This window comes from Pseudonocardia halophobica, assembly GCF_050948485.1.
GTDB classification, from domain to species: Bacteria; Actinomycetota; Actinomycetes; order Mycobacteriales; family Pseudonocardiaceae; genus Pseudonocardia; species Pseudonocardia halophobica.
The window spans coordinates 4795691-4812711 of sequence record NZ_CP192046.1; the positions used below are offsets into that span (position 1 = coordinate 4795691).

At 71.5% G+C, this 17021-nt stretch carries 14 protein-coding genes; 5 read left to right on the plus strand and 9 right to left on the minus strand.

What is annotated here, in order from left to right:
* Nucleotides 1–12 precede the first annotated feature (12 nt).
* The gene (locus ACQP04_RS22740) at nt 13–915 is read right to left on the minus strand and encodes an ABC transporter permease (RefSeq protein WP_433502586.1); all 903 of its coding nucleotides are present in this window, start codon (nt 913–915) and stop codon (nt 13–15) included.
* Nucleotides 908–2167, minus strand: a complete 1260-nt coding sequence (locus tag ACQP04_RS22745; protein ID WP_433502587.1) for a quaternary amine ABC transporter ATP-binding protein — start codon at nt 2165–2167, stop codon at nt 908–910. The genes ACQP04_RS22740 and ACQP04_RS22745 overlap by 8 nt, the downstream gene beginning before the upstream one ends.
* Nucleotides 2168–2720: 553 nt before the next feature.
* Here ACQP04_RS22745 and ACQP04_RS22750 point away from each other — a divergent pair.
* Nucleotides 2721–3896, plus strand: a complete 1176-nt coding sequence (locus ACQP04_RS22750) for an FAD-binding oxidoreductase (RefSeq protein WP_433502588.1) — start codon at nt 2721–2723, stop codon at nt 3894–3896.
* A gap of 6 nt (nt 3897–3902) precedes the next feature.
* Here ACQP04_RS22750 and ACQP04_RS22755 read toward each other — a convergent pair whose 3' ends face one another.
* The 6 genes from ACQP04_RS22755 to ACQP04_RS22780 all read right to left on the minus strand — a co-directional run bounded on the left by ACQP04_RS22755 (nt 3903) and on the right by ACQP04_RS22780 (nt 11585).
* A complete protein-coding gene (locus tag ACQP04_RS22755; RefSeq protein WP_433502589.1) occupies nt 3903–5258 on the minus strand; it encodes a flavin monoamine oxidase family protein in 1356 nt (451 codons plus the stop codon).
* 12 nt (nt 5259–5270) lie between these two features.
* Entirely contained in the window at nt 5271–6290 is a 1020-nt protein-coding gene (locus ACQP04_RS22760) for an Ldh family oxidoreductase (protein ID WP_433502590.1), read from the minus strand.
* Nucleotides 6291–6311: 21 nt separating this feature from the next.
* Nucleotides 6312–7028 (minus strand): GntR family transcriptional regulator, encoded by a 717-nt coding sequence (locus tag ACQP04_RS22765; RefSeq protein WP_433502591.1) that lies wholly within the window; start codon nt 7026–7028, stop codon nt 6312–6314.
* Nucleotides 7015–8670: a hydantoinase B/oxoprolinase family protein gene (locus tag ACQP04_RS22770; RefSeq protein ID WP_433502592.1), complete on the minus strand. Its 1656-nt coding sequence runs from the start codon at nt 8668–8670 to the stop codon at nt 7015–7017. The genes ACQP04_RS22765 and ACQP04_RS22770 overlap by 14 nt, the downstream gene beginning before the upstream one ends.
* Entirely contained in the window at nt 8667–10730 is a 2064-nt protein-coding gene (locus ACQP04_RS22775; protein ID WP_433502593.1) for a hydantoinase/oxoprolinase family protein, read from the minus strand. Before ACQP04_RS22775 ends, ACQP04_RS22770 begins: the two co-directional genes overlap by 4 nt.
* Before the next feature lie 150 nt (nt 10731–10880).
* Nucleotides 10881–11585 (minus strand): GntR family transcriptional regulator, encoded by a 705-nt coding sequence (locus ACQP04_RS22780; RefSeq protein ID WP_433502594.1) that lies wholly within the window; start codon nt 11583–11585, stop codon nt 10881–10883.
* Between the two features lie 84 nt (nt 11586–11669).
* Here ACQP04_RS22780 and pruA point away from each other — a divergent pair, with 84 nt between their 5' ends.
* From pruA to ACQP04_RS22795, 3 genes are read left to right on the plus strand one after another with little or no spacing between them, the layout of a single operon-like run.
* On the plus strand, nt 11670–13322 hold the full coding sequence (pruA, locus tag ACQP04_RS22785) for an L-glutamate gamma-semialdehyde dehydrogenase (protein WP_433502595.1): 1653 nt from the start codon (nt 11670–11672) through the stop codon (nt 13320–13322).
* Between the two features lie 20 nt (nt 13323–13342).
* Nucleotides 13343–13849 carry a cupin domain-containing protein gene (locus tag ACQP04_RS22790; RefSeq protein WP_433502596.1) on the plus strand — a complete coding sequence of 169 codons (507 nt, stop codon included), beginning with the start codon at nt 13343–13345 and terminating at the stop codon, nt 13847–13849.
* Nucleotides 13846–15051 carry an NAD(P)/FAD-dependent oxidoreductase gene (locus ACQP04_RS22795; protein WP_433502597.1) on the plus strand — a complete coding sequence of 402 codons (1206 nt, stop codon included), beginning with the start codon at nt 13846–13848 and terminating at the stop codon, nt 15049–15051. The genes ACQP04_RS22790 and ACQP04_RS22795 overlap by 4 nt, the downstream gene beginning before the upstream one ends.
* A gap of 25 nt (nt 15052–15076) precedes the next feature.
* Here the strand turns inward: ACQP04_RS22795 and ACQP04_RS22800 are convergent, their stop codons facing one another.
* Nucleotides 15077–15748: a GntR family transcriptional regulator gene (locus ACQP04_RS22800; protein WP_433502598.1), complete on the minus strand. Its 672-nt coding sequence runs from the start codon at nt 15746–15748 to the stop codon at nt 15077–15079.
* Nucleotides 15749–15991: 243 nt separating this feature from the next.
* On the opposite strand from ACQP04_RS22800, the gene ACQP04_RS22805 reads away from it, so the two are divergent.
* Nucleotides 15992–16903: a proline dehydrogenase family protein gene (locus ACQP04_RS22805; RefSeq protein ID WP_433502599.1), complete on the plus strand. Its 912-nt coding sequence runs from the start codon at nt 15992–15994 to the stop codon at nt 16901–16903.
* Nucleotides 16904–17021 lie beyond the last annotated feature (118 nt).

A 17021-nucleotide genomic window follows, 5' to 3' on the forward strand; every position in this document is an offset into this window, starting at 1 on the left:
ATGACTCCTTCGTCATGACGACGCCAGCGCGGGCTGGTCGGTCTCGGTGGTCTTGGCCGGTGCGGGGGCCTGTGTGCGGGCCTTGGGGCGGCGCCGGCGGGGTCTGGCCAGGGCGCTGGTCAGGCGGTCGAGGTAGATGGCGAGGAACACCACGGCGATGCCGCCCTCGAAGCCGGCGCCGACGTCGAGGGTGCTGATGCCGCGGACGACGACCGCTCCGAGGCCGCCGGCACCGACCAGCCCGGCGATGACCACCATGGACAGCGCGAGCATGAGGGTCTGGTTGACCCCGGCCATGATCGACGGCATCGCGAGCGGCAGTTGCACCTCGCGCAGCATCTGGCGCGGTTTGGCACCGAAGGCGATCGCGGCTTCGACGACCTCCTTGTCGACGTTGCGGATACCCAGCTCGGTCAGCCGGACCGCCGGCGGGATCGCGAACACCAGCGTCGAGATGACACCCGGCACGACCCCGATGCCGAAGAAGAACACCGCCGGGATCAGGTAGACGAACACCGGCAGCGTCTGCATGAAGTCCAGCACCGGACGGACGACGCTGCTGACCTTGCGGCTGCGCGCGGCCCAGATCCCGACCGGGATACCGATGGCCACCGCGAACACGGTCGCCACCACCACCACCGCCAGGGTCTGCATGGCCTCGATCCACAGTCCCATCGCCTCGATGAGCAGGAACGCGATGAGTGTGAACAGACCGAATCCCCACTTGCGCTCGAGCAGCGCGAGCACGACGAAGATCGCGATGACCACGTACGGACTCGGCGCGGTCAGCACGATCAGCACCGCGTCGAGCAGCGCCAGCATCACGGTGGAGATGAAGTGGAACAGCGCGCCGAGATTCGCGGTCAGCCAGTCGACCAACGCACCGACCGGCGCCCCGACGTTGATGCTAGGCATTGCCGTCGTCCTTCCTGGGGTGCGGGGTGGCGAGCGCGTTGAGCAGGGTCGCGCGCGGGACGACGCCGACCAGCCTCCCGTCGGTGTCGGTGACGGCCAGCGGCACGCTGTTGCGGCCCACCAACGTGCAGATGTCGCTCAGCGGCGCGTCCGCCCCGACCGTCTTGAACTCGTTGGTCACCAACTGCCCGACGGTCGCGCGCTGGCGCCCCACCCCGGCGGCCAACAGGTCCGCGCGGGTGATGCCGGCGATGTGCCCCTCGTCGTCGAGCACGTACGCGCCGACACCCTCGACGTTGCTCAGCCGGCGCAGCACCTCCTGCGGGTCGTCCCGCTCGGTGGCGGTGACCAGCGGCTCCTGCATGATCGTGCCCGCGGTGAGCACCCTGGAGCGGTCCACGTCGGAGATGAACTCGGTGACGTAGTCGTCGGCCGGGGAGTTGAGGATCTCCTGGGCGGTGCCGAGCTGCACCACCTTGCCGTCGCGCATGATCATGATTCGGTCGCCCATGCGCATGGCCTCGTTGAGGTCGTGGGTGACGAAGACGACCGTCCGGTTCAGGTCGCGCTGCAGCTCCATCAGCAGGTCCTGCATGTCGCGGCGGATCAACGGGTCCAGCGCGCTGAACGGTTCGTCCATCAGCAGGATGTCCGCCTCCGAGGCAAGCGCGCGGGCCAGCCCGACCCGCTGCCGCATCCCACCCGACAACTCCCCCGGTAGCGAGTCGCCCCAGTCGCCCAGACCGACGGTCTGCAGGGCCCAGTCGGCGCGCTCGTCCCGCTTCGCCGTGGATTCGTTGCGCACGTGCAGCGCGTACGAGGCGTTCTCCCGCACGGTGCGGTGGGGGAACAACGCGAAGTGTTGAAACACCATATTGATCTTGCGGTTGCGGAGCTCGCGCAATTCGGCATCGGGCATCGTGGCCACGTTCCGGCCGTCGATCAGCAGCTCGCCGGAGCTGGGCTCGATCAACCGGTTGAGCATGCGCAATACGGTCGACTTTCCCGATCCGGACAAACCCATGATCATGAAGAATTCACCCGGCGCTACCGAGAACGTCACGTCGTCCGCGGCGGCCTTCGGCTTCTTCTCGGCTTCGGAGTCCTTGGCGCGCCGCCACCCCCGGTGGCGTGACTCGGACCCGCCACGAGGGTCGTAGATCTTGGTCAGCGCAGTTGCCTTGATGGCGGCCTCGACAGCCGAAGCCCCGGCTGCCACATCGGGCTGCACACTCCGCACTTGGGTGGTCATCGCCACTCCGTTCGCTGGTGTTTCGCTATGCGGGACAGTAGTGCGATCCAGATCACAACGGTCATCCTGCGACTGTTGCATGTCAAGACCGACCACTTCTCTGTTGCGGAAGCGTCGTCATTGCGGTTGACGTACAGCGCCACGACGACGCGCCACACTCAGCGGTACTCATTACCGACGTCGCGCCGACCGCTGTGGCCGACCGCCGCGGGCCGCATATCTCCCGAGGAAAGCCCTGGCTCGTCCGGCGGGCATCGCCCGTCACTCGCGCCCACCAGGCCTGTGAGACCAGCGCTTGCTGATTGGTATATCAGTTTCATGGGAGGGTAGGACGCGTCCGGACGAGAGTCAAGGGACGCGACCGGACTTCTCCGGACGCCGACCTGCCGGCATGCCCGACCGCGCGACCTTGCAGCCGCAGAGGCCGAGACCTTACGCTGCGGTCACCAGATGGACATACATGCCCACTGAGTGGTTAATCAGCGTGCCGGGCTCCCGCGAGTCATCGTCGGAACCGGCGAACGCGGATCAGAACGTCGAAAGGCGCACAGCGATGACGGTGGTGGACAGCCCGGCCGGACTCGACGCCGGCCACACGTCCGAGGTCCGGTCCGCGGAGCAGCTGCTCCCGGGCCCTCCCTCCGGCTTCGCCGTGTGGGGCGAGACCGACAACTCGACGTTGGTCTGCCGCCAGGTCCAGGAGGTCACCCACGACGTCAGGACCTTCCTCTTCGAGGCGTCCCGACCCGCGCTGTTCCACTACCAGCCCGGCCAGTTCGTGACCCTGCACCTGCAGATCGACGGCCGCTCCGTCAGCCGTTGCTACACGATCTCCACGCCGCCGACGCGTCCTCATCTGCTGGGGATCACCGTCAAGCGTCAATCCGGAGGCCTCGTCTCGAACTGGCTGCACGACACGATGAGGCCCGGGCAGCGGATCTCCGCCGAGGGCCCCTTCGGCGTCTTCACGATCGCCCGCCGTCCGGCCGGGAAGTACCTGTTCCTCTCCGGGGGCAGCGGCATCACGCCCGTCATGTCGATGACCCGGACCCTCTACGACCTCGGCTCGGACGCCGACGTCGTGTTCGTGCACAGTGCCCGGACCCCCTCCGACATCATCTTCCGCCGCGAGCTCGAGACGATCGCGAGCACGGCGCCCACCGTGCGCGTCGTCCCCGTCTGCGAGCGGGACACACCCGGGGAACCCTGGGGTGGACTGCGCGGGTTCCTCGGCGTCGAGATGCTGCACATGCTGGTGCCCGACCTGGCGGAGCGCGTCGTGTTCTGCTGCGGGCCCGCGCCCTACATGGCCGCCGTCCGGCAGATGCTCAGCGAGACCGGTTTCGACATGCAGAACTACTGCGAGGAGTCGTTCTCCTTCGAGGACCTCACCATGAAGGAGTTCTCCGCCCACGCGACGACCGAGGTCGCCGCGGACGAGTCGGGACCGGGCTCCGCGGAGACCAGGACCTACTCGATCGAGTTCGTCCGCAGCGGCCGCGTCATCACGTGCGCCGAGGACGAGAACGTGCTCGACGCCGCGTACGCGGCCGGCCTGACCCCGATGTCGTCCTGCGGGCAGGGAATGTGCGGCACGTGCAAGACGACGATGCTCTCCGGTGTGGTGGACATGCAGCACAACGGGGGTATCCGCCCGCGCGAGATCGCCCGGAACAAGGTCCTGATCTGCTGCTCGAAGCCGCTGAGCGACCTGACGATCGACGCCTGATCCCTCTCAGCCGGTGATCGTCGCCGTCGCGATCCGTCGCGCACGGATCTCTGCCGCGACCCGCCCGGCCTCCACCAACGCGCCGTGCGTCCCGGCCGTCTCCGACGTCCAGTCCCCGGCGAAGTGCAGTCCACCGACCTCCCTGCGCAGCTCGGGCACCGCGGCCGCACGCTGCGGGCTCAGCAGCGCGAAGCAGTGCTCCCAGGTCTGGAGGTGCACTGCGCGGATGCGTCCGCGCAGCCCCGGAGCCACGGTGAGGAAGTCCTCCAGCCAGGCCTCGCGCAGGGCCGGGTCCTCGACGACGTCGGGCCGATGACCTGCGCTGTTGCCGTAGCACATGTAGTGGACGATCTCCTCGCCCTCGGGACCGTCGCGGAAGTCCTGCGGGCCGGGGGCCGGGTTGATGATGCAGTCGAAGGCCGCGCCCACCGTCGTGACGAACGACCAGTCGCGGTGCTCCTCGACCCCCGTGACGTCGGCGGCCACGATCATGACCGTGCTGCCCGGGGTCTCGGCGACGGCCAGGGCGGTCCGCTTCCACTCCGGGAGGCCGGCGACGAGGGTGTCCACCAGCGGGGCGGGCACGGCCAGCACGACCTGCGGGGCGCGGAAGTCCACGGGCCCGTCGGGCCCGGTCGCGGTGACGAGGTAGGTCTCCGACGCCTCGTCGGGGACGACCCGCTCGACGGCGGTGGACAGGTGCACGCTGCCCTCGGGGAGGCGGGCCGCCATGCCGAGGGAGAGGGCCTGCTGACCCTCGAGCGCAAGGAGCCGGTTCTCCCGTTCCAGGGCCGGATAGCTGGCGAAGTAGCGCAGCGCGTACTGCGCGCTGAGGGTGTCGGTGCGTCCGACGGAGCCACCCTGCACCGCGGTCTCGAGGATGCGGCGGGCCCGCTCGGGCAGCGTCGCGAACCGCTGGGCGACGGTCTCGGCGGCCAGGCTCGTGCTGGACCGCGACAGCTGCCCCCCGGCCGTGTACCCCCGGTACTCCGCGACCGCGTCCTGCAGCGTCCCGAGCAGCGCCGCACGCTCGTCGTCGGCGAGGTGGAGCCCGTCGACCAGGTCCTGCAGGTCGGACGAGACCGAGGTGCGGCCGCCCTCCGAGATCCCGTACGTGGTCGGGAGGAAGGGCACCGTCGAGAGCCCGAGCTCCGCGGCCACCTCCTCGCTGCGGGTGCCGCGGTAGAGGAACAGTGCCCCGGTGTTGGCCTTCCCGCCGGGAAGATCGACGCTGAGTGTCCGGCCCCCCACCGCGGGGGCCGCTTCGAGGACCACCACGTCCAGGCCCGAGTCCCGCAGCTCGTAGGCGGTCCCGACGCCGGCGGGTCCGCCGCCGACGACGATCACGTCGTGGTTCGACATCTCTGCTCCCCGTCAGTGCTCGTCGGTCGGGATCCGCTGAGTCGACGTGGCGGCCTGGTCCGTCGCGGCCGCATCCTTCAGGCGCTGCAGGGCGGCCGCCTCGAGCTCCACCCGATCCGACGGAGCCGTCCTCTCGAGTGCGGGCAACCGGACGTCGTGTTCTGCGCACAGGATGTCGAGTTGCCCGGCGAGCCGTTCCGTGGAGCCGGCGAAGGTCGCAGGATCGATGCCGAGCACGAACACGCCGATGCCCGGCGAGCTGCTCCCCTCGTGGAAGGGGGCCGCATCCAGCGAGAACGATGCGCCCGAGAGGGTGGCGAGCACCTCCACCAGCAGGGCCACGTTCCCGCCGCGGTGACCACCGAAGGGCAGCAGGGTGCCGTCGAGGGCCGCGGCGGCGTCCCGGGTCGGCTCGCCGCCACGGTCGAGCGCCCACCCCGCCGGGATGGGCTCGCCGGCCTCGGCCGCCCGCCGGACGTTGACGAACGCCGTGGCCGAGGAGGCCTGGTCGATGACGACCGGCGCCCTGCCCGGACGCGGGAAGCCGTACGCGAGCGGGTTGGTGCCGAGGACGGACCTCGGGGCGCCACCGATCGACATCAGCGCGGGGCTGTTCGCCGCCGCCAGTGCGACGAGGTCCTGTGCGGCGAGACGGCGTGCGTAGTAGCCGAGCTCCCCGCAGGTGAAGGAGTTGCGGATCCACAGCGCGGCGAGTCCGGACTCGCGGGTGGCCTCGAGCAGGTCGTCGAAGGCGTCCGTGAAGGCGGTCTGCGCCAGGCCGGACCGGGCATCGGCGTCCAGGACGGCCGGCGCGGCGCGTCGCACGACGGGTTGTGCGTCCTTGCTGATCCGACCCTTCGCGTAGCCGTCGAGATAGTCGAAGAGATGCCCGACCCCGACGGCCCGGTTGCCGATGACCTCGGCCTCGGCGGTCGCCTCGGCCAACACACGGGCGTCGCGAGCGCCGGCGCCTGCGGTGAGCAAGGCGTTGCGACACAGCTCGATGAGCTCGTCGCGATGGATCACGACCATCGGAAGGCATCCTCTCGCGTTCTACGTCGGCGGCAGGTCGTGGTCGAAGCCGACGGACTCGACGGGGGTCGCCTCGAAGAACTCGACGACCCGGTCGCGGAACAGGTGGACGTGGCGCGCGGCGACGCGCTCGGCCTCGTCGACGTCCCGGGCCCGCAGCGCTTCGATCATGGCGGTGTGGTCGGTGCACACCCGCTTGAGGTGGTCGTCGAGGTCGAGGACGCCGCCGCGGTCCCCGCCGAAGCAGAGGTAGGACAGGCGCTGGCCCAGGTTCTGCACGTTGTTCGCCAGCACGCGCAGGTGTTCGTTGCGGGCATAGCGCGCCTCCGCGCGGTGGAGCTCGGCGTTCGTGGCGGCGATCCCGGCCGGGTCGCCCGCCCGGACGGCGTCCTCGACGGCGTCGGTGAGCTCGGCGAGACGGTCGATCTCGGTGTCGGTCGCCCGGGTCGCGGCGAGCCGGGCCACGGCTCTGGCCACGACGATGTGCGCCTCGAAGAGCTGGCTGACGTCGAACAGGTCGAGCGGCCGGACGGTGAACCCTCCCCGCTCGCCGGGGGTGACGAGTCCTTCGGCGCCGAGCCGGAACAGCGCCTCCCGGACCGGGGTGCGGCTGAGTGCCAGGTCCTTGGCCAGCGCGACGTCGTCGAGCCGCTGCCCCGGCTCGACCTGCAGTGTGATGATCCTTCGTCTGATCTCCTGGAAGGCCTGCTCCATCACCGAGCGATCACGCTTGGGCACCGGCCGATCCTTCCACGCCCGCGGCCGTCGATCGGTCCTCGCCGAAGCCGCCGCCGCCGGCGGTCCGGACCGAGAGGGTGGTTCCGGCCTCGAGCCGGACGGAGCTCATCGCGGGCAGCTCGGTGGTGCCGGAGTCCCGGTGCGTGACGGCGATGCGGGCGCCGGTCGCGTCCCGGCCCCCGTGCACGCCCCAGGGTCGGCTGTCGACGCGGGCGGTCGCCACGACCGCGGTCGCCGCGCCGTCGGTGAGGGTGATCTCGCGGATGAGTCCGTCTCCCCCGCGCCACCGGCCGGCGCCGCCGGTGCCGCGCGCGATCGCGTAGCGGTCGACCCGCAGCGGGTACTCCCGCTCGATCACCTCGCAGGGGGTGTTGCGGGTGTTGGTCATGTGCGTGTGCACCGCGCTGTCGCCGTCGGCGTGCGGGCCGGCTCCCTGTCCGCCCCCGTAGGTCTCGACGTAGGAGTAGTAGCGCCCGGTGCGCGGGTCGCGGCCGCCGATGGTCACGATGCTCATGCTGCCGCTCGACGCGGCGGGGACCCGGTCCGGGACGATCCGGGCGAAGGCACCGAGGAGGGCGTCGACGATGCGCTGCGCGGTCTGGGTGTTCCCGTTCGCCACCGGGGCCGGGAACTCCGCGGCGCAGACCGACCCGGGCCGGGTCAGGACCCGGACGGGGCGCATCAGGCCGGCGTTGGACGGCAGCGTCGGGTCGGTCAGCGCCTTGACCACATACCCTGCGCAGGCCTCCGTCACCGCGTAGGAGCAGTTGACCGCGCCGGGCACCTGGTCGGCGCTGGCGGTCAGGTCGATCTCCAGGACGTCCCCGTGCTTGCGGACGGTGGCGGTGATCGGGATCGAGCGCGGCTCGACGCCGTCGTGCTCGAGGTGGTCGGTGAAGCTCGCGGACCCGTCCGGCAGGGCGGCGATCGCGGCCCGGGTGCGCCGCTCGGCGTAGCGCACGAGGGCCGAGCAGGACTGCCGGAACAGCTCGGGGCCCCACTCCGCGACCATCTCGCCGATGCGGCGTTCACCGAGCCGGTTCGCCGCGAGCTGGGCCATGAGGTCGCCGCGGGTCTTGTCCGCCGTGCGGACGTTCGCCATCAGGAGCGCCATCAGGTCGGTGCGGAGCTCGCCGCGGCACACGAGCTTGACCGGCGGGATGCGCACGCCCTCCTGGAAGATCTCCGTCGCGTGCGTGGCCATCGAGCCCGGGACGATCCCACCGACGTCGACGTGGTGGGCCATGTTCGCCACCACCGCGACCATCCGGCCGTCGGCGAAGACCGGGGTCACCAGGCAGGTGTCGGGAAGGTGCGAGCCGCCCAGGTAGGGGTTGTTGCTGATGAGCACGTCCCCGGGCTCGAGCGAGCCGGTCCCGACCTCGGCCAGCACGTTGCGCACCATGGTCGGCATCAGCCCCAGGTGCAGCGGGATGTGCTCGGCCTGCGCGATCAGCTCGCCCGTCGGGGAGTACACCCCCGCCGAGCAGTCGCGACGGTCCTTGATGTTCGGCGAGTAGGACGTGCGGATCAGCGCCGTCCCGATCTCCTCCGCCGTGGACTCGAAGCGGTTGCGGGCGATCTCCAACTCCACGGGCCCGAGATCGTCGGTGCGGTCGTCGGCGAAGTGGTCGCTGGTCACGGGCGCTCCTCGTGGATGTGGAGGAATCCGAAGGTGTCGTGGTGGCACACCTGGCCCGGGGCGACGACGACGGTCGAGTCGAGCTGCTCGAGCACCAGCGGACCGGGCAGCTCGACGCCGGCGGGAAGGTCGTCGCGGCGGTACACCGGGCAGGCGTGCCGGTGCGCGCCGAAGCGGACCGAGCGGGTCTCGACCGGCTCCGGCGGGGCGCCCTCGGCCGACGTCCGAGGCAGGTCGGCTGCGCCGGGCGCCTCGACGACCGCGCTCGCCCGCACGGCGACGATCTCCAGCACGGCGTCGGGGTCGTCGAAGCCGTAGCGCTCCAGGTGCGCGTTGTCGAAGGCCTTGCGCAGCGCGGCGAAGTCCGCCTGCCAGGGCACGGTCAGGTCGTGGCTCTGCCCCAGATAGCGGGCGTCGACGAGCCGGTCGACGGTGACCAGTGCCGGATCGACGCGCTCGCGCCGTTCCAGGAACCGGATCGCGTCCGCCGTGAGCTCCTCGAGCGCGCGGGCCACCGTGTCGAGCTCGGCCGCGCTGGTCGCGGCCGCGGCAGCCGCGAAGTCGTGCCGCACCGGGGCGTCGAGCATGCCGACCGCCGAGGCGATCCCGGGATGCGGCGGCACGACCGCGCCCTTCATCCCCAGCTCGCGGATGAGATCGGTGGCGTGCAGCGGGCCGGCACCACCGAAGGCCATCAGCACGCAGTCGCGCGGGTCGATGCCGCGCTCGATGCTGACCTTGCGCACCCCCCGGGCCATGGTCGCGGTGATGACGCGCAGCACCCCGGCGGCGGCCTCGTCCTCGTCGAGACCGAGCTCGTCGGCGAACGCCGCCAGCCGGTCGCGGGCGCCGTCCAGGTCGAGCGCGAGCCGGCCGCCGAGCAGGCTGCTCCCCAACCGGCCGAGCAGGGCGTGGGCGTCGGTCACCGTGATCTGCTCGCCGCCGCGGCCGTAACAGACCGGGCCGGGACGCGCGCCCGCACTCTGCGGACCCACCCGCAGGCTGCCGCCCGCGTCCCGCCACGCGATCGAGCCGCCACCCGCACCGATCGTGTGCACGTCCACGGCCGGCATCCGCAGCGGGTACCCCTCGAGCTCGCCGGAGGTCATCTCGCCGGGCACGCCGTCGCGGATCAGCGCGATGTCGGTGCTCGTGCCCCCGATGTCGAAGCTCACCACCTGCGGCAGACCCAGCTGCGATGCCCACCGCGCTGCGCCGACGACTCCGCCGACCAGGCCGGACAGCACGGTCCGGACGCTGTGCTCGCGGGCGCTGCCGGCGCCGAGCAGACCCCCGTTGGACTGCATGACCCACACCCGCGTCGGCATCGCCCGCTCGGCGAGCCGGGTCTCGAGCCGCTCGAGGTAGTCGGCGATCGCCGGCTGGACGTATCCGGAGATGACGGCGGTGGAGGTGCGCTCGTACTCCCGCATCTCCGGGGTGACCGACGTGGCGGCGAGCACCGACGGGGCCGCCCCGGCCCGACGCAGGTGCTCCACGACGCGCTGCTCGTGCGCCGGGTCGACGTAGGCGTTGAGCAACGAGACGACGACGACCTCCGGGGCGGCGGCCCGGATCCGCTCGGCGAGCCCGTCCAGCTCCGCGGCGACGGGTGCGACGAGCACCGCGCCGTCGGAGGCCACCCGCTCGGTGACCTCCCAGGTCAGCTCGTGCGGGACCAGCGGGGCCGGCCGCCGCACCGACAGGTCGTAGAGGGCCGAGCGGCTCTGGTGCCCGATGTGGAGCATGTCCGCGAACCCGGCGGTCGTGACGAGCCCGACCCGGGCACCGGTTCGCGTGAGCAGGGTGTTCGTCGCGACCGTGGTGCCGTGGACGAACCGCTCGACCGAGCCGAAGTCCGCCCCGCCCCGTTCGAGGGCTTCCTCGACCCCGCGCACCACCGCGTCGTCCGGCGCCTGCGGGCTCGAGGACACCTTCCACACCTCGACCGAGCCGTCCGGTCGCCGGACCGCGACGTCGGTGAAGGTGCCGCCGGTGTCCACGGCGACCCGCACCTGCCCGGCACGACGTGCGTGCTCGTCAGGACTCGTCGCTGCCATGGCACTCCCTGATCTACATCGGCGTCGAGGACCCGCCCACCCGTCCGATGACGGTCGCGCGCTTCGAATACCACTCGTCGACGAAAGTAGCCCCGGGGTCCGGATTCCGACAAGGGCCGAGGGAGCGTTCCCGTCAGGGTGCAGGCCGGCTCAGCGCGCGAGGAGTGCGCGCACGCTGTCGGAGAAGTCGCGCAGGTGGGCCCGGGCGGCGGCTCGGGCGGCGTCCTCGTCGCCCCGGATGATGGCGTCCACGACCTGCGCCTGGTCGCAGCCGGCCGACGGCTGCTGCGCGACCCGGCGCAGTCCGTAGTGCCAGATGCGCATGCCCAGCGTGGCGTACTGGTTGAGGTTGTTCTCGAGGAACGGGTTGTGCGCGGCCGCGTAGATCGCCCGGTGGATGGCGGTGTCGATCTCGATGTACGAGGTCGAGCCGTGGTCGACGGCCGGGTGCGACTTCCCGAGGTCCGCGAGGCGCCGCAGTTCCTCGCGCTCGGCCGCGGTGGCGCGGACCGCGGCGCGGGCGGCGGCGAGCCCCTCGAGCTCCTCGCGCACCTCGGTCAGCCAGAGCTCGTCGCTGACGGCGATCTCCGAGGCGAAGGTGCCCCGCCGGGGGTAGGTCACGACCAGGTGTTCCAGGGTCAGGCGCTTGATCGCGTCGCGCACCGGCGTGAGCCCGACGCCCATCGCAGCGCTGAGCCGCTTCTCGTCGAGCGGCTCGCCGGGTTCGATCCGCAGCGCGACCAGGTCGTCGCGGAGCTGCTCGTACGCCCGGTCCACCAGTCTGACCGGGCGCTCGACGGCCTTCGGGCGAGCCGTTCCGTCCAGCGAGTCGGCCGCATCCAGGTGTTGACCCACGTTGGCATCATACGTACCTTCGTTCTGAAATTTCAGCGCAACTTCAGCTAGTCCCCTTCCTCCCCAGCCTCGAGGAGGCACCCCATGACTACCTCTGGCCTCAGCGTTGCGGGCAACCCGCGCGTCCCCGATCCGGTCAACGAGCTGCCCCGGGGCTACGCCCCCGGGTCGCCCGAGGCCGTCCGGCTGCACGCGGAGATCGAGCGGGTCCGCGGTCAGGTCCGCGACCTGCCCACCGTGATCGCCGGTGAGCGGCTTCCGCTCGGCGCGACCGCCGACGTGATCGCCCCGCACGACCGGTCCCTGCGCCTCGGGCGCATTCCGCTCGCCCGCGAGGAGGACGTGCAGGCGGCCATCGACGCGGCGCTGGCCGTGCGGCACGAGTGGTCGCGCACGGCGTGGTGGGACCGGGTGTCGGTCTTTCTGCGGGCGGCCGAGCTGGTCACCGGCAAGTACCGCGACGAGCTGCTGGCCACGACGATGCTCGGCCAGTCGAAGACCTTCCACCAGGCCGAGATCGACGTCAACGAGCTGGTCGACTTCTTCCGGTACAACGCCCACCTGGCCGCGCAGATCTACCAGAACCAGCCCTTCTCCGTGACCGGTGTCCGCAACACCATGGACCACCGGCCGTTGGAGGGCTTCGTCCTGGCCCTGACCCCGTTCAACTTCACCGCGATCGCCGGCAACCTGCCCGCGACCCCCGCGCTGATGGGCAACGTGGTGGTCTGGAAGCCCTCGGAGAAGTCGGCCCTGAGCAGCGAGGTCGTGATGCGCGTGTTCGAGGAGGCCGGCCTCCCGCCCGGGGTGGTCAACCTCGTGCACGGCGACGGCCGCCTGGTCACCGCGGTCGCGCAGGCCAGCGAACACTTGGCCGGCATCAGCTTCACCGGCTCCACCACCGTGTTCCGCACCATCTGGCGCAGCACCGCGCAGAACATCGACCACTACCGCAGCTACCCGCGCCTGGTGGGCGAGACCGGCGGCAAGAACGCCGTCGTCGTCCACCGCAGCGCGGACCCGCAGGCGGTGCTGGTCGCGCTGGTCCGGGGTGCCTTCGAGTACCAGGGCCAGAAGTGCTCGGCCGCCTCGCGCGCCTACCTCCCGCGCAGCCTCTGGGCCGAGCTCGAAGGGCCGCTGCTCGAGACCACCGCGGGTCTGCAGGTCGGCGACGTCGTCGACCACAAGACCTTCCTCGGAGCGGTCATCGACCGCGGCGCCGTGGACCGGCTGCAGGGCGCGATCGACCGGGCCAAGGCCGACGGCGCCCACCAGATCCTCGTCGGCGGCACGACCTCGACCGAGCGGGGCTGGTTCGTCGACCCGACGATCGTCCGCACCGAGGACCCGACGGCGTTCAGCCTGTCCGACGAGCTGTTCGGACCGTTCCTCGGCGTGCACGTCTACGACGACGGCCCGGGCGACGACGGCTGGGAGCGCACCCTCGACCTCGTCGACGCCACCAGCCAGTACGCGCTGACCTGCTCGGTCTTCGCGAACGACCGCGGCGCCATCACGACCGCCCTGGACCGGCTCCGCGACGCCGCGGGCATGACCTACGTCAACGACAAGCCCACCGGGGCCACGATGGGCCAGCAGTCCTTCGGCGGCGGCCGCGGCTCGGGCACCAACGACAAGACCGGGTCGGTCCTGGCCCTGCAGCGCTGGGTCAGCGGTCGTTTCATCAAGGAGAACCTGTCGCCCGACCTGGACTGGACCTACCCGTACATGGGCTGAAGAGGCTGAGGAGGCCACCTTTGGACACCCACGTCGAGCGATCCGGCGACGGCGCCTTCGGTCACGTGCTGCACGACGGCACGATCCCTGTCGGCGTCCAGTGGTTCTTCCGCGAGCGCACACAGCTCCCGGTGGCGATCAACCGGTGGTCCTTCCCGCCGGGCGCCACCGAGGGCGTGCACGCCCACCCTCCGATGCCGGGCGAGGACGGCGCGGCGGCCGGCGAGCTCGAGGAGGTCTACGTCCTCGTCCGCGGCCGGGCGACCCTGCTGGTCGGCGGGACGGCCACCGACCTCTCCCCCGGCGACGCCTTCATCGCCCCGCCCGGCCTGCCCCACGGCGTCCGCAACGACGGGCCGGACCCGGCGGAGTTCCTGGTCATCTGGGGACCGCCCGCCGGGGGCTTCGACTGGAGCCGCTTCCGCCTCGGACGCTCTGCGGCAGCGGCGTCCGGGAGCCGCGGGGCCGATCACCCGAGCACGACGGACGCGTCCGCACAGTCGACCGCCCTGAAGGAGAAGACATGACGACCGCAGGAGCCGCCACCGACACCACGGACGTCGTGGTGATCGGTGGCGGGCTGGAGGGATGCGCGACGGCCTGGGCCTTGTCGCAGGCGGGCATCACGGACGTCACCGTCGTGGAACGCCACACCGTCGGGTCCGGTGGCAGCGGCAAGTCCTCCGGCGTCGTGCGCTGCCACTACGGGGTGTCGTCCCTGGCCGCCATGGCCGGCCGGAGCCTGGACCTGTTCGAGAACGCCGCCGAGGTCCTCGGCGAGGACATCGGCTTCCACCAGACCGGCTACGTCGTCGGGGTCGGCCCGGAGAACGTCGACGCGCTGCACGCCTCGATGGCCGACCAGCGCGCGGTCGGCGTGCGGACCGAGGACATCGACCACGCCGAGGTCCAGAAGCTCTGGCCGGTCGCCGACCTCGAACCGTTCGGCGCGTTCGCGTGGGAGGAGCGCGGCGGCCACGGCGACGCCTACCGGACCGCCCAGGGCTTCCTCACCGCCGCCCGCCGGGGCGGAGTCCGGCTCCGGCAGGGCACCACCGTCGCCGAGATCGTCGTCCGGGCCGGGCGCGCCACCGGCGTCCGTCTCACCGACGGATCGGTCCTCGCCGCCGGGGCCGTGGTCCTCGCCGCCGGTCCCTGGTCGGTGCCGCTGCTCGCCGCGCACGGCGTCGAGCTGCCGATCACGGTGCACCGCGAGCAGATCGTGCTCATCGACCCGGGGCAGGAGCTGGGGCCCGTCCCCGTCTTCTCCGACCTCGTGTCCCTGCAGTACATCCGGCCGGAGAGCGGCGGGGAGCTCCTCTTCGGCAACTCCGACCTCGCCGAGCTCGAACCCGCCGACCCGGACCACTACTCGAACCGGGCCACCGAGCAGTTCATCGAGCTCACCATCGACAAGGTCGGCACCCGCCTCCCGGGGCTGGCCGACCCGTCGATCGCCTCGACCTACGCCGGCTGCTACGACGTCACCCCGGACTTCAACCCGGTGATCTCCCTCGCCCCGGTGGACGACCTCGTGGTCGCGGCAGGATTCTCCGGGCACGGGTTCAAGATCTCCCCGGCCGTCGGCGCCCTGGTCGCGGACCTCGTGCTCAGCGGCGACAGCTCCGTCCCGACCATCCCGGCCCGGGACTTCCGGCTCTCCCGCTTCGCGGAGGGCGACCTGCTGCACAGCCCGCACCCGTACGTCGGGGCCGGCCAGATGCGCTGAGCGAGCGTCTGCCTCGCGCGTCCGATCAGCCCACGCCCCCGAGCTGATGCTCGATGCGGGCCGTGGCACTGAGCAGCGACGCCTCGGTGACGGCCGCGGCGGCCACGGCGTCGTGGTCGCGCGCCGCCTCGACCAGCCGCGGTTGGAACGACCACAAGGTCCCGTCGTCCTCCTCGACCGCCCGGCGCGCGCCGACGATCTTGTACACCCGGCAGCGCTCCCACAGACCCCGGATCGTGTCGAGGAGGACGGCGTTGCCGCCCGCGGCGTAGAGCGTGGCCAGGAGGGCCTCGTCGGCATCGAGCGCGGTCACCACGTCGCCGGCCGCCACCGCCTCCGACATCGCCGCGCAGTGCGCCGCCATGACCGCGGCGTCCTCGTCGGTCATGTTCGGGGCGCCCAGTCGGGCAGCATCGACCTCGAGGACCCGACGCACGTAGTACACGTCGCGCAGCTCGGCCAGCGTCAACCCGCGAACCACCGCGCCACGATGCGGGACGCTCTCGGCGAGCCCCGCCTCCTCCAGGCGGCGGATCGCCTCCCGCACCGGCATGACGCTGGTACCGAGTTCCGCTGCGAGGTCGCGAATCCGCAGCCGGTGCCCGGCCGGCATCCCGCCGTTCATGATCTGCTCGCGAATCGCCGTGAAGACCCTGTCCGTCAGCAGGGACGGGCTCTCCAGCTTCGACATCGCCATGGCACCACCCTCAACGCCGTCTCCCTGAGAGTCCGGCCTGCGGACCGGCAGCGGTCCGCGGCTCGGGACTCCCCGGCCGCCGCATGAGCACGTCGACCAGCCCATTGTGTGATCTGTGATTACATCGTACTCTGGGGGCCCGGAGAAGGACAGCGACGCCGCGTCCCTGGACCGGCGCCGGCCCCTCCTCCCTGTCCTCGATGCGCTCACGCCATCCGACGCACGCGAAGCAGGAGGAAGAACATGATCAGGAAGCTGTTGCTCCTGGCCGCCGGGAACGAGCGGCTCGAGGAGTTGGTGAGCCGCAGTCGCCTGACCAGTGGGCTCGTCTCCCGGTATGTCGCCGGCACCACCCTCGACGACGTCATCGCCGTGTCGCGGTCGCTCGGCGCCAAGGGCATCGACGTGAGCCTCGACCTGCTCGGCGAGACCGTCGACGACCTGCGGGAGTCCGCTGCGGCGACGGCGGCCTACGTCGACACGATCCACGCGATCGCCGACCGCGCCCCCGGTGCGACGGTGTCGGTGAAGCTCTCGCAGCTGGGAGTCGGCCTGGACCAGAGCGTGTGCGCGGGCCACCTCAAGCAGCTCCTCGAGGTCGCCGAGGAGTGCGCGGTCACCGTCGAGGTGGACATGGAGCACAGCTCGGTCGGCCCCCAGACCCTGGAGATCTACCGGACGTTCCTGCCGTCCTTCCCGCGGACCCGTGTGGCGCAGCAGGCCGCGATGCGGCGCTGCCCGGAGGACCTGAGCTCGTTCACCGACGTCAAGCCGCGCATCCGCCTGGTCAAGGGGGCCTTCCTCGAGCCGATCGAGAAGGCGCTGCAGGAGCGGGAGGAGATCACCGCCCAGTACCGGTACCTGGCGAGCTGGGCGCTCGCGAACCTGCCGGACCCGGCCTTCGGCACGCACGACGACGTGTGCATCGACCACGTCAGGGCCGAGGCCGACCGACTCGGCGTCGATCCCCGCGACTTCGAGTTCCAGATGCTCTACGGCGTGCGCCGGGACCTCCAGGAGCGACTGGCCGCCGAGGGCTACCGGGTGCGGGTCTACGTCCCCTTCGGCGGCCAGTGGTACCCGTACCTCATGCGGCGGATGGCCGAGCGTCCCGCCAACCTCCTGCTCTTCCTGCGTTCGCTGGTCGGAGGCTGAGACCACCGCGGGTCCGTACGACACCGACCGTCCCCCGATCGCCCGAGCCCTGAGTCATCAACGGGCCCGGCCGGCCGGTCGATCCCGGCGCTGTTCCCGCAGGTCGACGCTGGAGGTC

Coding starts and splice junctions, on each gene's coding strand:
- ACQP04_RS22740 (WP_433502586.1), bottom strand. CDS start 915: ATGCCTAGCATCAACGTCGGGGCGCCGGTCGGTGCGTTGGTCGACTGG.
- ACQP04_RS22745 (WP_433502587.1), bottom strand. CDS start 2,167: ATGACCACCCAAGTGCGGAGTGTGCAGCCCGATGTGGCAGCCGGGGCT.
- ACQP04_RS22750 (WP_433502588.1), top strand. CDS start 2,721: ATGACGGTGGTGGACAGCCCGGCCGGACTCGACGCCGGCCACACGTCC.
- ACQP04_RS22755 (WP_433502589.1), bottom strand. CDS start 5,258: ATGTCGAACCACGACGTGATCGTCGTCGGCGGCGGACCCGCCGGCGTC.
- ACQP04_RS22760 (WP_433502590.1), bottom strand. CDS start 6,290: ATGGTCGTGATCCATCGCGACGAGCTCATCGAGCTGTGTCGCAACGCC.
- ACQP04_RS22775 (WP_433502593.1), bottom strand. CDS start 10,730: ATGGCAGCGACGAGTCCTGACGAGCACGCACGTCGTGCCGGGCAGGTG.
- pruA (WP_433502595.1), top strand. CDS start 11,670: ATGACTACCTCTGGCCTCAGCGTTGCGGGCAACCCGCGCGTCCCCGAT.
- ACQP04_RS22795 (WP_433502597.1), top strand. CDS start 13,846: ATGACGACCGCAGGAGCCGCCACCGACACCACGGACGTCGTGGTGATC.
- ACQP04_RS22800 (WP_433502598.1), bottom strand. CDS start 15,748: ATGGCGATGTCGAAGCTGGAGAGCCCGTCCCTGCTGACGGACAGGGTC.
- ACQP04_RS22805 (WP_433502599.1), top strand. CDS start 15,992: ATGATCAGGAAGCTGTTGCTCCTGGCCGCCGGGAACGAGCGGCTCGAG.